Genomic DNA, 14,108 nt, shown 5'->3' with positions numbered 1-14,108 from the left:
TTCGTTATTTCAATTTTCGGCAAAAGTCGTCAGAATGTAAAGTGCCGCTTACATGTTATCCATAAACTGTTTATCTTAGGGATGTTTTTTTAAGGAAAACAGTTATGACAGACAAAAGTTTATTGAATATCAGCATTTTACTCAATTGCCATGTAAAGGCGTATCGGATATTCAATTTTTCTGATTCCGAACTCACGTGATAAATAGAAAACATTACCTTTGCATTGGTAAAAACATGAACTGATGCAGAGCCTTTATCAATGAATAGAATAAGTTCGTCCAGATGAAAAAACTTCTTTTCATAATCGTATCCATAGCAACGGTCGGGTTGGTCCTTATCGGAATGAAACCGAAGATAAATCCTTTTGTCTCTGCGTTTGACAAGGACGGTTATGTAACATTCTCCGGGAACGGGATGAATTTTCTTTTTGATACGGGAGCGAATATTACCTTGCTTTATGCTGATACCGTGCCGGAATCTTTTCATCCTTTTATGCAGGCGGACGCGAAAGATATAGCCGGCAATGATTTTTCAGTGAAGAAATATTTTTCGTTTTATACGTGTCTGGGGAATATCGAAGGAAATTTGTGGACAGTCGTCTTATTGCCGCGGCGTTTTCAATGGCAACATATCCATGGGGTTATAGGCACAGACATGATAGACCGTTGTAATTGGTTGCTTGACTTTGAAGAAGGTACAATCTCTAATGTTCATCCGTTTGTTTCCGGAACTCCGGATATGGTCTTGCGCTATAAGAAGGAACGAGGCTTGTATTATGTGGAGGAAATGGAACTGAATGGAGTCAAATGCTCTCATATATTGATAGATACGGGATATGACCGGAGTGATTTCTTATTGTCAAAGCAGGATATAGAACAAATGTCTGACGCTTGCTTTTTGAAAAAAGATACTTGTTATGGCTTTGCTGATACGGGGAATGAGATAAGCATTTATGAAGTGGCTCAAGGGGAGGTAAATAAAATGCAGTTTAAAAACGTGACGTTGGCAACATTGGCATCTCAAAGCACAATGGGGCTTTCGTTTTTCAAACGCTTCTCGCAAGTCGTATTGGATACTCGCCAGCAGGAGATAAAGTGTTATTGTTTGAAAGAGTAACAAGGAAAATAGATAGTAATTGTAGCTGGTTTGAAGTAAATCGTTATCTTTGCGATTGTGATTAAGAAGAAAGAAACATAAAACAGGAAGGAAAGCAATAAAATGAAAGAAAGCATTACTGACCGCTATATCGGCATCGGAACAGGTGTCGGGGTAGTTCTTGGTTTTATATTGAAAATGGTGTTAGACTCTTCAGCCGGACTTGTTATCGGTATTGGTTTGGGCGTGTTTGGCGGAAGTATGGCGGGCCTGATCAAACAGATGAGTCGGAAAAGCAATATGGATAAGAAGAAATTAGCATTCTATTTCTGGTGCGGATGTGCAATAGGAGTTATGGCAGGCATCGTGGGTATGGCATTTTATTTGATTGAAAATGGATAACGTTTTTCCTATACCTATATTATATAAGGAGAAAGCCGGCAATCCGTATCAGCATGAAGTGATGAATCTGTTGGCTTTCATCAAGGCGTTTCATCCGCTTCCGCTGGTGGATGAAGCGGCTTTTGCACGTTTCGAGAAGTATGCCGAATCTTTATGCGATAAGTTGGACGAGCGGATGGAACGTCCGGCGTTTCAGGTAGAACTGAACCGTTGGCTGGCTTTGCTTCAAGATGCGCATACATTTGTGATGCTTGACGATACATCGCTTTATCCTTTCACGTTACGTTATTATGAGGGGAGTTTTTATTTTCGAAGTCTTCCGGATTCGGTTCCGGATTGTACAGGGAAGGAACTTATAGCTATTAATGCGTGTCCGATTGGTTCATTGATACAAAAATTAAAGGTTTATGTTCCTTCGGAGAATCAGATAAAGGCTTGTATTACGGGAAGCTTTTTTATGAACAATAAAGCGTTTCTGAACGCTTTGGGGATAGATACGGACACGGTTATCCGTTTTATGTTTGCGGATGGAAGTGAAGTGTGTTTGCCTTCGTCCTTACATGAAGGTGCATCAGGCTTGTATCAGGTGAAGCAGGTTCCGCATCCGGTTACGGCAAGGAGAAACGAGCCTTTTCATTATCAGATAATCGGCGATACGTGTTATTTTCAGTTTAATGCGATGATAGACCGGTTTACTTATTGGCAAGGATGCCGTTTGATGCAGGTCTCTCCAGATAAAGCCGTGGAGGATAGTCTTCCGTTGTTTGCGGATTTCCTGGATGAAATGGCACGTGCAATGGCGGTGCATAACGTGAATCGGCTGGTGATAGACATGCGTTATAATGGAGGAGGGAATAGTGTATTGGGCGATGTGTTGCTTGAATTTCTGGGTGTCTCCCTTCGGGATATTTGTCCGTTTCATTCCTACATCCGTGTGTCTGATTTCTTGCAAACGTGTTATCCTACGCTTTTTATCCGTGACAAGTATGAATCAATGAAAGGGGAGTTGGCGGAACAACATCAAGTAATGAATGATTTTACCGGTGATATGCCGAAGCCTTCCAATCGTTTTCATGGAGAAGTGGCGTTTATTCAAGGGCAGAATACCTTCAGCAGTGCCAATTATCTGTTGACGCTCATCAAAGACAATGCGCTTTTCCCGATTATCGGGACTCCTACCTCCCAAAAGCCGACCTGTTTCGGTGATGTGCTTTGCGTAGAACTTCCTTATACCCAAACCCAAGCTTACATCAGCCATTCGTATTTTGTACGGCCCGATGAACGGAATCAGGATACGAGTTTATTGCCCGATTCTCTTGTACGAACTTCATTGAAGGACTGGTTGAACGGGAAAGATGCATGTTGGGATTAAATTTAAATGAATATCCGCATTTCCGCCCAATAAACTGTAGGGGCGTATCGCATACGCCCTAAAAGCATCCACATGGATAAGTTGGCGTATTCGGGCGTATGCAATACGCCCCTACAGGGGTCGTTTGCGGATATTCATCAATTATTTTTATTCATTCTTTTTAGAAGCTGTTTTGAATTTATCGTGCGATGATTGGGGATGAGTTTTTGAGGCATTTTCGCTTCTGTGATGAGGAAGATAGCGGGCTATCTGACGAAGAACAGGAGCGAAAAGGACCAAAAAATCGCCCGAAGCACACACGAAAACGAACACATCAAGCCAAGAAAAACTTTTTGGAGAAATTCAAAACAGCTTCTTATTCTCCGATTTCTTTCAGCAATTCATCTACGGCTGCTTTCAATTGTGTGTCTTCTCCTTTCACAATCGTTTCGGGAGCGTTCAGCACATAGATGTCGGGGTCTAACTGGGTGTTTTCCAGATAGCTTCCGTCGGGGAGGCGATAGCCTACCACCGGAATGCCGAATACGAGGGTCGGGTCTTGTGTCGTTACCCAGTTTACGCTGGTCATGGTTCCGGGAACGGGCGCACCTACCAGCTTGCCCAGTCCGCGATGCTTGTATACCCACGGGGTGCCGTGTGCGTTCGAGTAGTTCGCTTCACATTGCACCATGATGGAAGGCTTGTTCCAGCGCCGGCTGGGCATATCGCAGGTCTCGCGCCCGCGGATGACTTGGGTGAAGTATTTCTTTCCGCTGAACAATACTTCGATGTCCTCGTGCAAGCGTCCGCCTCCATTGAAGCGGGTGTCTATCACGATGCCTTCGCATTGGTTGTACTTGCCCAAGATGTCCGAGTAAACCGAACGGAAACTGGAATCATCCATCGATTCGATGTGCACATAGCCCAAACGTCCGTTCGACCAGCGTTTTACGTCCTCCGCACGTTGTTTTACCCAGCGCGTATAGAGCAAGCCATTCATTGCTCCGTTGCTTATGGGTTTCACCACTTCTTCCCAACGTTGGTTGGTTTCCGGGTCGTAGAGCGATACCAAGGTTTTCTTGCCTGCCTGCCCATTTAATAAAGGAGTATAGTCTTTTTCGGCTTCGAGGGTCTGGCCGTTGATTTTCTCGATAATCACACCGGCTTTGGCACGGGTGCTCTTGCGGTCGAAAGGTCCTTTCTCGATGATTTCGGCGATGCGCAATCCGTTGCCCGTATACTCCCAGTCGTACAATAGTCCCAGCTGGGCAGTGCTTTCGGTGTCCAGTTCGGGATAGAAGCGTCCGCCGGTATGAGATACGTTCAGTTCGCCCAGCCATTCGCTCAGCATTTCGGCGAAATCATAATTGTTATTGATATGAGGCAGGAACTTGCGGTAGGTCTCCGTCAAGGCATTCCAGTCCACGCCGTGCATGTTCACGTTGTAGAAGCGTGCCTTTTCCTCGCGGTAGATGTTGTCGAAGATGTATTCGCGTTCTTCGTAGGGGTTCATCTTCACTTCGGCACGGTAGGTAATCGGTTCCAGTTTTTCCGATTTCCCGTCCATCTTCTGCATGGTTCCTCCTCCCAGTACGAAGAAATTCCCTTCGCGGTCGGTCTCCATATTCGCCCAGCGCGCGTCCATTTTGTGCAGAAGCTTGGTCTCATGCTTGCGCAAGTCCATTTTCCACATGTCGAATCCGCCTTCGAACGCAGATAAATAGTACAGGGTTTCCCCGTCTTTCGAGATAGCGGCTGAGGACAAGCGCGATGAGTTGGGCGTGAGGCGCACGATGCGGTCTTCTATACCGTCCGGTTCAACCGTGATTAATTTCACGCTATCTGTTTTTGCATCCGCTTTCTTATCCTTTTTCTTGTCTTTCGAAGCGGTTTCACCCGCTTTTTCCTGCTCTTTCTCCAGTTCCTTTTGCAATTCGTAATCCTCTTTGCTCAGGCGGAACTTGTCGTATGCGTCCTGGTTCAGGAAGACCATCATTACATCGTCCAGCGAGCCCCACGAGGCATGATTGCGCATACCATACCGTTCGGTGGTGAAGAGCAGGGCGTTTCCGTCCATGGTCCAGCGGGGCATGCCGCTCGTATAACCGCTGTTGGTCAGGTTGATAATCGGGCTTTTCCCGTCGGCGCAAACCAGTCCGATGTCCGAATAAGGCTCGTGCTTGTGGGCGATGAATTCCAGTGCAAACCATTTCCCGTCGGGCGACCACTGGTAGTCAAAGCCTCCCGAAAGCGAGTACCACGTAGACCCATCGGTCACCTGGCGCACCTTCTTGTTCTTCAGGTTCAGCACCATGAGGCGGGTACGCCCTTCGATGAAGGCGATTTCTTTCCCGTCGGGCGAGAATTTCGGATAGCTCCGCTCTACGGTTTTCGAGGGAAGCAGGGCTTCTTCTTCTATCAGCGTGGCATTGGGGAAATTCTTTTCTTCCTCGCGTGAGATTTTTGCGGTGTAAAGTCCGCTTATGCCATCGCGTTCGCTGGCATAGACCAAAGTGCGGTTGTCCGCGCCGAACGAAACGCCTTCTTCGGCTTCGGGCGTATGGGTGATTTGCTTGGTGGTGCCGTATTCGACGGATGTCACGAACACTTCACCCCGCACCACGAACGCCACCTGTTTGCCGTCGGGCGATACCGTAGCTTCCGATGCTCCGCGTGTAAAATTATAAGTGACGGGCATTTCCTCTTCATCGCGGATAAGTGAGATATTGACCTTAGTGGGTTTTCCTCCATTGGGTTGGGTATAGATTTCGCCATCGTAGGTGTAGCAGAGTGTACCGTTGTGGCTCATTGAGAGGAAGCGTACAGGGTTTCCCTTGAATGAAGTAACGGGCTGCACATCAGCAGGGCGGTCCAACAGGAAGCGATAGACGTTGAATGAACCTCCATTGCGTTCGCTCAAGAAGTACACGGTTTTTCCATCGGCACTCAATACAGGGTCGCGGTCTTCTCCCGGTCGGGCGGTCAGGTTGGTATGTTTACCGCTGGTGGTGTCATACATCCATACGTCCCGGGTGATGGATGAAGTGTGATGCTTGCGCCATTCGTCTTCGAATCCTTTCCGGTCCTGATAGAGGAAGAAGGTTCCCGCTGGTGCATAGCACACTTTTTCCGCCGGTGTGCCTAATACTTGTTCAGTGCGTCCGCCTGCTACGGACACCTGATATAATTCGGTCATTGCACTGGTGGGAAACATGGCACTTTCTGCCGGGTCTTGCAGGGAGGCAGAAAACAGCACGTGTTTGCCGTCGGGCGTGAAGGCCGAAGGTGTTTCGTTTGCCGAATTGCTGGTCAGCCGGCGTGCTTCGCCTCCGCTGGCGGGCATCACGAAGATGTCGGTGCTTCCAAAGCGATCGCTGGCGAAAGCAATTTGTTGTCCATCGGGCGACCATACGGGGGTTGATTCATACGAAGGTTGTGTGGTGAGTCGTAGTGCTTCGCCTCCCTTGGCATTCACCTTATAAATATCTCCTTTGTAACAGAAAGCGATTTCGCTTCCATCGGGTGAGATGGCAGCATCGCGCATCCAAAGTGGTGTCATCGCTTGGAGCGATACGCATCCTACCCCTAACATAAATCCTAATACTGTTTTTTTCATAAACTCTTATGCATTTATAGGCGGCAAAGATACGGAATATTGAAAAAAGAGATAAAAAAAGTGGGGAATTATTTGGAGGATATTATAAAAAACACTTATCTTTGCACCGCTTTCTAAGGAAAGCACGAAAGTTTGGACTATGGTGTAATGGCAGCACAACAGGTTTTGGTTCTGTTTGTCTAGGTTCGAATCCTGGTAGTCCAACGCAAATCAGGTCATTTTAAGGTATAGCCCCGTAAAAACGTCGTTTTTGCGGGGCTTTCCTTTGTATGCTCGGCATGAGTATTAGCTAGGCTCCGTTATTATGTTCATCCGTTCATGCAGGTACTTGTGCCGGGCGTTGCAGATACTTGCGTCACGGAAGGCAGATATTTGGGAAATTTTCGTACCTTTGCAGGTACGGACAACACATTAATAAAAGAAAGGACAACACAGTGGCTAAAGATAATGACGTGGTATTGACCCCCATGATGAAACAGTATTTCGACCTGAAGGCGAAGCATCCCGACGCGCTGATGCTTTTCCGGTGCGGCGACTTTTACGAAACCTATTCCGAAGATGCCGTGACCGCTTCGCAAATACTGGGAATAACCTTGACCAGGCGTGCCAACGGGCAGGCGAAGACGGTGGAAATGGCAGGATTTCCGCACCATGCCCTCGATACGTATTTGCCCAAACTGATACGTGCCGGAAGGCGTGTGGCTATCTGCGACCAGCTGGAAGACCCGAAAACCACGAAGAAGCTGGTGAAGCGGGGCATTACCGAACTGGTGACGCCAGGCGTTGCCATCAGCGACAATGTGTTGTCGTATAAGGAGAACAATTTCCTTGCCGCCATCCATTTCGGGAAAACCGCGTGCGGCATCGCTTTTCTGGACATCTCTACCGGCGAGTTCCTGACCGCCGAGGGACCTTTTGACTACATCGACAAGCTTCTGAATAATTTCGCTCCCAAGGAAGTGTTGTTCGAGCGGGGCAAGAAACCCATGTTCGAAGGCAATTTCGGAAGCAAGTTTTTTACCTTCGAGCTGGATGACTGGGTGTTTACCGAGGCTTCGGCACGCGAGAAACTCTTGAAACATTTCGAGACCAAGAACCTGAAAGGCTTCGGCGTAGAGCATCTGAAGAACGGCATCATCGCGGCTGGAGCCATCCTGCAATACCTCGACATGACCCAGCATTATCAGATAGGGCATATCACTTCGCTGGCACGCATCGAAGAGGAACGCTATGTGCGGCTGGACAAGTTTACGGTGCACAGCCTGGAGCTGATAGGCAGCATGAACGAGGGAGGCACCAGCCTGCTGGACGTGATAGACCATACCATCAGCCCCATGGGTGCCCGCCTGCTGAAACGCTGGATGGTGTTTCCCCTGAAGGAAGTAAAACCGATTAACGCCCGGCTGGACGTAGTGGAGTATTTCTTCCGCGAGCCCGACTTCAAGGACTTTATCGAAGAGAAGCTGCACCGTATAGGCGACCTAGAACGCATCGTATCAAAAGCCGCAGTGGGACGTATCTCCCCTCGCGAGGTGGTACAGCTGAAAGTGGCGCTCCAAGCCATCGAACCCATCAAGAATGCCTGCCTGAACGCGGACAACGAAAGCCTCCGGCGCATCGGGGAGCAGTTGAACCTCTGCGTCTCGATTCGGGATAAAATAGCGAAGGAGATAGTGAACGACCCGCCTCTGCTGGTGAACAAGGGCGGGGTGATAGCCGACGGAGTGAATGCCGAGCTGGATGAGCTGCGCCGTATTTCCTATTCGGGAAAGGATTACCTGCTTCAAATCCAGCAGCGCGAAATCGAGCAGACCGGCATCCCCAGCCTGAAGATTGCCTATAACAATGTGTTTGGCTATTACATCGAAGTGCGGAACGCACACAAGGAGAAAGTGCCTGCCGAGTGGATACGCAAGCAGACGCTGGTGAACGCCGAGCGGTATATCACGCAGGAACTGAAAGAATACGAAGAGAAGATATTGGGGGCGGAAGATAAAATCCTGGTACTGGAAACCAAGCTTTATAATGACTTGGTGGCAGACCTTGCCGAGTTTATTCCGGCTATCCAGATCAATGCCACGCAAATCGCACGTCTGGATTGCCTGCTCTCCTTTGCCGATGTGGCGCGCGAGAACAAGTATATCCGTCCGGTGGTAGCCGATGATGACGTGCTCGACATCAAGCAAGGACGCCATCCGGTCATCGAGAAGCAATTGCCCGTGGGCGAGAAATACATTGCCAACGATGTCTATCTCGATACGGAATCACAACAGATTATCATTATCACGGGACCCAATATGGCGGGTAAGTCTGCCTTGCTCCGCCAGACGGCGCTTATCACGCTCTTGGCTCAGATAGGCTGCTTCGTGCCAGCCGAAAGTGCGCATATCGGACTGGTAGACAAGATATTTACCCGTGTAGGAGCAAGTGACAACATATCGGTGGGCGAATCAACGTTCATGGTCGAGATGAATGAAGCCGCCAATATCCTGAACAACCTCTCTCCCCGAAGCCTGGTGCTGTTTGATGAGTTGGGGCGCGGCACTTCCACGTATGACGGCATCTCCATTGCATGGGCTATCGTAGAGCACATCCACGAGAACAAGAAAGCCCATGCCCGTACGCTTTTTGCCACGCACTATCACGAGTTGAACGATATGGAAGCACTTTTCCCGCGTATCAAGAATTATAATGTAACGGTCAAGGAGGTCAATAATAAGGTGATTTTCCTGCGTAAGCTGGAGCGTGGAGGAAGCGAGCATTCGTTTGGTATTCATGTGGCAAAAATGGCGGGCATGCCCCAAAGCATCGTGAAGCGTGCCGATGAAATCCTGCACCGTCTGGAGCAAGAGAACCGGCAGGAAGGCATGGCGTCGCGTCCGAAGGTACAGGCTTCTGCTCCTAAAGACGGCGTCCAGCTCAGCTTCTTCCAGCTTGATGACCCGGTGTTATGCCAGATACGGGATGAAATCTTGCATCTGGATGTGAACAACTTGACGCCGATAGAAGCGTTGAACAAACTGAATGACATTAAACGTATCGTGACAGGAAAGTGAGGGTATTTACTATTTATGCGAATCAGGAGTTATACTTTAAACGGCATTAAAATATGTATTTTGTATATGCCACGTAGTAGAGACGATGTGCACATCGTCTCTACAGAAACGGTACGAGATGTTCAAGGAAATGCACAAATTTATACCATGTATAGTATAAGCGTAGTTATGTTTCACAAGAGTTATAGGAGTTAAAGGTCAATAGTCTTGTTTCTGAAAACGATGCAAAAAGTATTGGCGTCTAACTCCCAGTCCGCCAGGCGGACGATAACTCCTTATAACTCCCTTTTAACTCCTGATTGGTTTTATTCGATAATTATTTGTAGAGTGCCTTACTCAATTCTTCCAGTCCGGCTTCTCCCGGCAGTCCGGGGAAAGCTTTCTTCATGTCGTCCATAAAAGCTTGTGCCGTCTGGTTATTGCCGAGCACCTCTTTCATCTTTTTCAGATAGGCAATTTTGAACTCACCGCATCGCGCTTTGCTGCACCTCCGTGTCCGCCGATGAACAGTTCCGCGCCCGATGCCAGTGACTTTTTTGCTTCTGCTATTTCCGCATCAATGGCAGCCGGAGAAGAAACCTGCAAATGGCTTACGTGTGCCTTTGCCGGAGTCCAGTGCGTATAATAAGCCTTGCCTCCTATCAGGATGCTTGCGCCCGGAAAATCGGATGTCGCTCCGTGGCGGAATTCGAACGGAACTCCTGCCCAAGTCTGCGTAGTGCCGAATGCCACTTCCGAAGCCTTGCCTGTAGGCATGTCGGTCAGGGCATCGCCGAAAGCCTGCGCGAATCCTTTCATCATGCCGCCATAGATTTCCCCTTTCGTAAATTCGGGCATTTTGGCAGATTGCGGGCACTCACTATGTGTTTTCAACGAGCTTGTTTCTTGTATACAGTTAGTTCCATTCTATATTCCACGGCGTGGAATGTATATTCCAGCCCATGGAACGTACATTCCAGCCCGTGGAACGTATATTCCGGCTGGTGGAATATAGAATATAGCTAAGTGCATGAAGGTTTTCAGTTATCGGTTCAATGAAATTGTCTTGTCTTTTATAATAAATAATGTGGAGGATAAGGGCTGATTGCCGCCCATCCGATAAAAGCTTGCTACATAAAAGGAGTTTGATTACTTTTGTAGAGTGAATTGAAAAGCAGTATAATATGGATAGGACAATGATAGAAGATATGATGTTTCCGGATTGCCCGATACGGAACATCTTGGCAAGGCTCTGTGACAAATGGTCGCTTCTGGTTATATATACGCTGAACAAGGCGGGTAAGGAAGTCATGCGCTTCAAGGAGTTGCAGCGCGAAATCCCGGACATATCGCAGAAGATGCTGACCGTAACCTTGCGGACATTGGAGGAGGACGGCTATATTACCCGTACCGTCTATCCGGAAGTGCCTCCGAGGGTGGAGTATGCCCTGACACCGCGTACCCATTCGTTGCTTCCGCACATCAATGCGCTGATAAGTTGGGCGTTGGAGAACAAGGATGCCATTATCGAAGACAGGAAAAGAGTAAAGAAGTAAAACGCTTACATGTCCGTTTCCGGCATTCGGCCTTATTCGGTATGCAGGGGCATACAACTTCTTCAATATTGTAATCTTATTGCAACGGACTTGTAAACGGAAAGTTATCCGATTGTCGTATACCTGTAAAAGGGAAGCTCTTTCTTTGCACTCGGTAAAAGTTTAGTAAAATAAGGTAATGAAAAGAGTTAGAAAATGGATGACTTCGGCTGTTCTCTTATCGATGTTTGCAGCCAATGTTTTTGCGGTTGAGGTAAATGTGAATGTAAAAGGTTGTATCAAGGACCAGAAATCGAAAGAACCTCTTATCGGGGCTACTATCCGGATTGTGGGAAGCAATATCGGAGCTGTAACGGATATAGACGGAAACTTCCAGCTGAAAGGGGTGGAAGACGGTATCTATGACATTGAAATTAAATATGTTGGTTATAAAACAACGGTCAAACGTCAGGTAAAGGTAGAGGATAACAAAGTAACCACACTCGATTTCGAGTTGGAACCCGATACACAAATGTTGTCGGATGTGGTGGTTGTGGCTAAGGCGAACCGCGAGTCGGAGAACGTTACTTTATTGGAGCAAAAGAAATCGGTGGTGGCAATTCAGTCGGTTGGCGCCCAGGAGTTATCCCGCAAGGGTGTGGGAGATGCCGAAGGGGCAGTTACCAAGATATCGGGCATTTCGAAACAAGACGGTGTGAAGAATGTGTTTGTCCGCGGATTGGGCGACCGGTATAACTTGACTACGCTGAACCGTTTTCCGATTCCTTCGGAAGATCCGGAGTACAAGAACATTGCGCTCGATTTCTTTTCTACTGACATTATCCAGTCGGTAGATGTCAACAAAGCTTTTTATGGCAATACATACGCTGACGTGGCGGGAGCTAACATCAACATTTCCTCGAAAGAGCTGACGGGTTATGGTGAAGTGAACGCCAGCATTTCAGGTGGCTTCAATACGCAATCGCTCTCGTCCGATTTCTTGAAAATGGACGGAGTGAATGCCTTTGGTTTCGCCAATAGCAAGCAGCCGAGCGATGATCTTTCTGTATACAACTTCCAGAACCGCTTGGATCCTTCGAAGAAGAACGGGCTGGTAAACCAAAGTTATAGCATTTCGGGCGGAAAGAAATTTGATATCCACGACAATCCGCTTTCGTTCTACCTGATTGCCAGTCATAACCGCGATTATTCTTATTATGAAGAAGAAGTGCGCAATTCGATTACCACGGGTGAGCTTTCGCAGGATATGCTCGGAAAGAAGTCGAATGTGGAAACTTCGCAAGTCGTGATGGCGAACCTGAACTACTTGCATGATCACAAGTACGAGTTGACATACAATTTCATCATGTTGCACGCTTCGCGCGAGTCGGTGGGCGATTACTTGGGTATGGATGCCGATTACCAGTCTTCGGACACCTACGAAGGCTTCATGCGCCGCCAGCAGACCAATGATAACTTGCTTTTCGTCAATCAGCTGGATACCAAATGGGCGTTGGCGGATAAGCTCGACTTTAATGTAGGTGCCGCTTATAACATTATCAAAGGACTGGAACCAGACCGGCGCATCAATAATCTGGTAAAGACCGACCGGGGCTATGTGCCGATGAAAGGTACAGGTATCCAGCAACGTTATTTCTCGGAACTGAATGAAGACGACCTGAATATCTGTGCAGGTTTTACTTATAAACTTCCCGATAACTTTTCACAGGAATCCAACATCCAGTTGGGCTATGCCGGACGCATTGTGGACGATAATTTTACAGCTACCGAGTATGATATGTCGGTAGTGCGTCAGGAAGAGTTTGATATCAATAATGTACGGTTCGATAATTATTATACGCAAGAGAACCTGGACAACAACTACTTTATCCTGGATAAAAACATCGATGAGTATGGAGTAAACAAAAACATCCACTCGGCATACGTGGAAGCCACTTACCAGTTTACCGAAGGCTTCATTGCCAATCTGGGCGTGAAATACGATAAGGTGAATATGGACGTAGATTACAATGTGAATCGTGGCGGAACCAAGGGAAGCCAGTCCATCAACAAAGACTATGTGCTGCCCAGCATCAACTTGCGTTATAATTTCAATGACAAGCATTCGCTCCGGTTTGCTGCCAGCAAGACTTATACCTTGCCTCAGGCAAAGGAAATATCTCCGTTCCGTTATGTAAACGTTACATTCAATAGTCAGGGTAATCCCGATTTGCAGCCTTCGGATAACTACAACGTAGATTTGAAGTGGGACTGGTATCTTTCGCCCAGTGAACTGATTTCAGTAACCGGTTTCTATAAATACATCAAGAACCCGATTTCACGTATCGAGATTGCCAGTGCCGGCGGATTCCTTTCGTATGAAAACATTGCCGACCATGCTACTGTAGCCGGTGCGGAAATCGAGATACGGAAAGACTTGTTTTCTCATCCGATGCAAGACGGAGGTCTGCATAAGCTGAGTTTCGGTGTGAACGGCGCTTATACTTATACGTGTGCGAAAGTGCCTTTGGCTACTGACCCGACCGGTTCCCAGTTGGAAGGCGCGGCTCCCTGGCTTGTCAATGCCGACCTGACTTACTTGGTGCGTAAAGGAAGCAACTCGTTTACCAATGCATTGGTGTTCAATTATTTCAGCGACCGTCTGTACACCATCGGCACACAAGGATACCAGGACATTGTAGAAAACGGGATTCCGACGCTTGACTTTGTATCTTCGGCTAAGATTGGCGAGCACTTTACCATCAGCCTGAAAGCGCAAAACTTGTTGAACTCCGTTCACCAGCTGACACGTAAAGGAAATGCAACGAATGAAGAGGTGGTGTTAAGCAAGTACCGCAGAGGAATCGATTTCAGCCTTGGGGTGGCATGCACGTTCTAAGAAGCTGTTTTGAATTTCTCCAAAAAGTTTTTCTTGGCTTGATGTATCCGTTTTCGTGTGTGCTTTGGGCGATTTTTTGGTCCTTTTCGCTCCTGTTCTTCGTCAGATAGCCCGCTATCTTCCTCATCACAGAAGCGGAAATGCCTCAAAAACTCATCCCAAATCATCGCACGA

General features: G+C 47.6%; 11 protein-coding genes and 1 tRNA gene. 8 read left to right on the top strand and 4 right to left on the bottom strand.

Translation table 11 applies throughout. The features are described from left to right. The first annotated feature begins 283 nt into the window (after window positions 1-283). The 4 genes from B5G04_RS01500 to B5G04_RS19240 all read left to right on the top strand — a co-directional run bounded on the left by B5G04_RS01500 (window position 284) and on the right by B5G04_RS19240 (window position 3,319). Complete coding sequence (locus B5G04_RS01500) at window positions 284-1,117, top strand: hypothetical protein (protein WP_087395349.1); 834 nt, start codon at window positions 284-286, stop codon at window positions 1,115-1,117. Window positions 1,118-1,219: 102 nt separating this feature from the next. After that, window positions 1,220-1,498 (top strand): hypothetical protein, encoded by a 279-nt coding sequence (locus B5G04_RS01495; protein WP_087395348.1) that lies wholly within the window; start codon window positions 1,220-1,222, stop codon window positions 1,496-1,498. After that, window positions 1,491-2,870, top strand: a complete 1,380-nt coding sequence (locus tag B5G04_RS01490) for a S41 family peptidase (RefSeq protein ID WP_087395345.1) — start codon at window positions 1,491-1,493, stop codon at window positions 2,868-2,870. Before B5G04_RS01495 ends, B5G04_RS01490 begins: the two co-directional genes overlap by 8 nt. Window positions 2,871-3,058: 188 nt before the next feature. Next, a complete protein-coding gene (locus B5G04_RS19240; protein ID WP_143270408.1) occupies window positions 3,059-3,319 on the top strand; it encodes a hypothetical protein in 261 nt (86 codons plus the stop codon). On the opposite strand, the gene B5G04_RS01480 is transcribed toward B5G04_RS19240, so the two are convergent. Beyond that, window positions 3,226-6,465 carry a S41 family peptidase gene (locus B5G04_RS01480; RefSeq protein WP_087395342.1) on the bottom strand — a complete coding sequence of 1,080 codons (3,240 nt, stop codon included), beginning with the start codon at window positions 6,463-6,465 and terminating at the stop codon, window positions 3,226-3,228. The two genes, B5G04_RS19240 and B5G04_RS01480, sit on opposite strands and share 94 nt — an antisense overlap. 133 nt (window positions 6,466-6,598) lie before the next feature. On the opposite strand from B5G04_RS01480, the gene B5G04_RS01475 reads away from it, so the two are divergent. Beyond that, window positions 6,599-6,669, top strand: a tRNA-Gln gene (locus tag B5G04_RS01475). A 263-nt stretch (window positions 6,670-6,932) separates the two neighbouring features. After that, the gene (gene mutS / locus B5G04_RS01470; RefSeq protein ID WP_087395798.1) at window positions 6,933-9,521 is read left to right on the top strand and encodes a DNA mismatch repair protein MutS; all 2,589 of its coding nucleotides are present in this window, start codon (window positions 6,933-6,935) and stop codon (window positions 9,519-9,521) included. A 316-nt stretch (window positions 9,522-9,837) separates the two neighbouring features. Here the strand turns inward: mutS and B5G04_RS20705 are convergent, their stop codons facing one another. Both B5G04_RS20705 and B5G04_RS01465 read right to left on the bottom strand, forming a co-directional pair. Continuing rightward, the gene (locus B5G04_RS20705) at window positions 9,838-9,960 is read right to left on the bottom strand and encodes a hypothetical protein (protein WP_343211131.1); all 123 of its coding nucleotides are present in this window, start codon (window positions 9,958-9,960) and stop codon (window positions 9,838-9,840) included. Between the two features lie 5 nt (window positions 9,961-9,965). Further along, the gene (locus B5G04_RS01465) at window positions 9,966-10,394 is read right to left on the bottom strand and encodes a hypothetical protein (RefSeq protein WP_343211130.1); all 429 of its coding nucleotides are present in this window, start codon (window positions 10,392-10,394) and stop codon (window positions 9,966-9,968) included. 290 nt (window positions 10,395-10,684) lie between these two features. Here B5G04_RS01465 and B5G04_RS01460 point away from each other — a divergent pair, with 290 nt between their 5' ends. Beyond that, on the top strand, window positions 10,685-11,056 hold the full coding sequence (locus B5G04_RS01460; RefSeq protein WP_087213101.1) for a helix-turn-helix domain-containing protein: 372 nt from the start codon (window positions 10,685-10,687) through the stop codon (window positions 11,054-11,056). Window positions 11,057-11,234: 178 nt separating this feature from the next. Next, complete coding sequence (locus B5G04_RS01455; protein WP_087395340.1) at window positions 11,235-13,934, top strand: TonB-dependent receptor; 2,700 nt, start codon at window positions 11,235-11,237, stop codon at window positions 13,932-13,934. Here the strand turns inward: B5G04_RS01455 and B5G04_RS19575 are convergent. Next, complete coding sequence (locus B5G04_RS19575) at window positions 13,931-14,101, bottom strand: hypothetical protein (protein ID WP_158098033.1); 171 nt, start codon at window positions 14,099-14,101, stop codon at window positions 13,931-13,933. The genes B5G04_RS01455 and B5G04_RS19575 overlap by 4 nt on opposite strands. Window positions 14,102-14,108: the final 7 nt, after the last annotated feature.

Source organism: Bacteroides sp. An51A, assembly GCF_002161565.1.
Lineage (GTDB): Bacteria > Bacteroidota > Bacteroidia > Bacteroidales > Bacteroidaceae > Phocaeicola > Phocaeicola intestinalis.
This window is presented reverse-complemented; position numbering and strand designations above follow the sequence as displayed.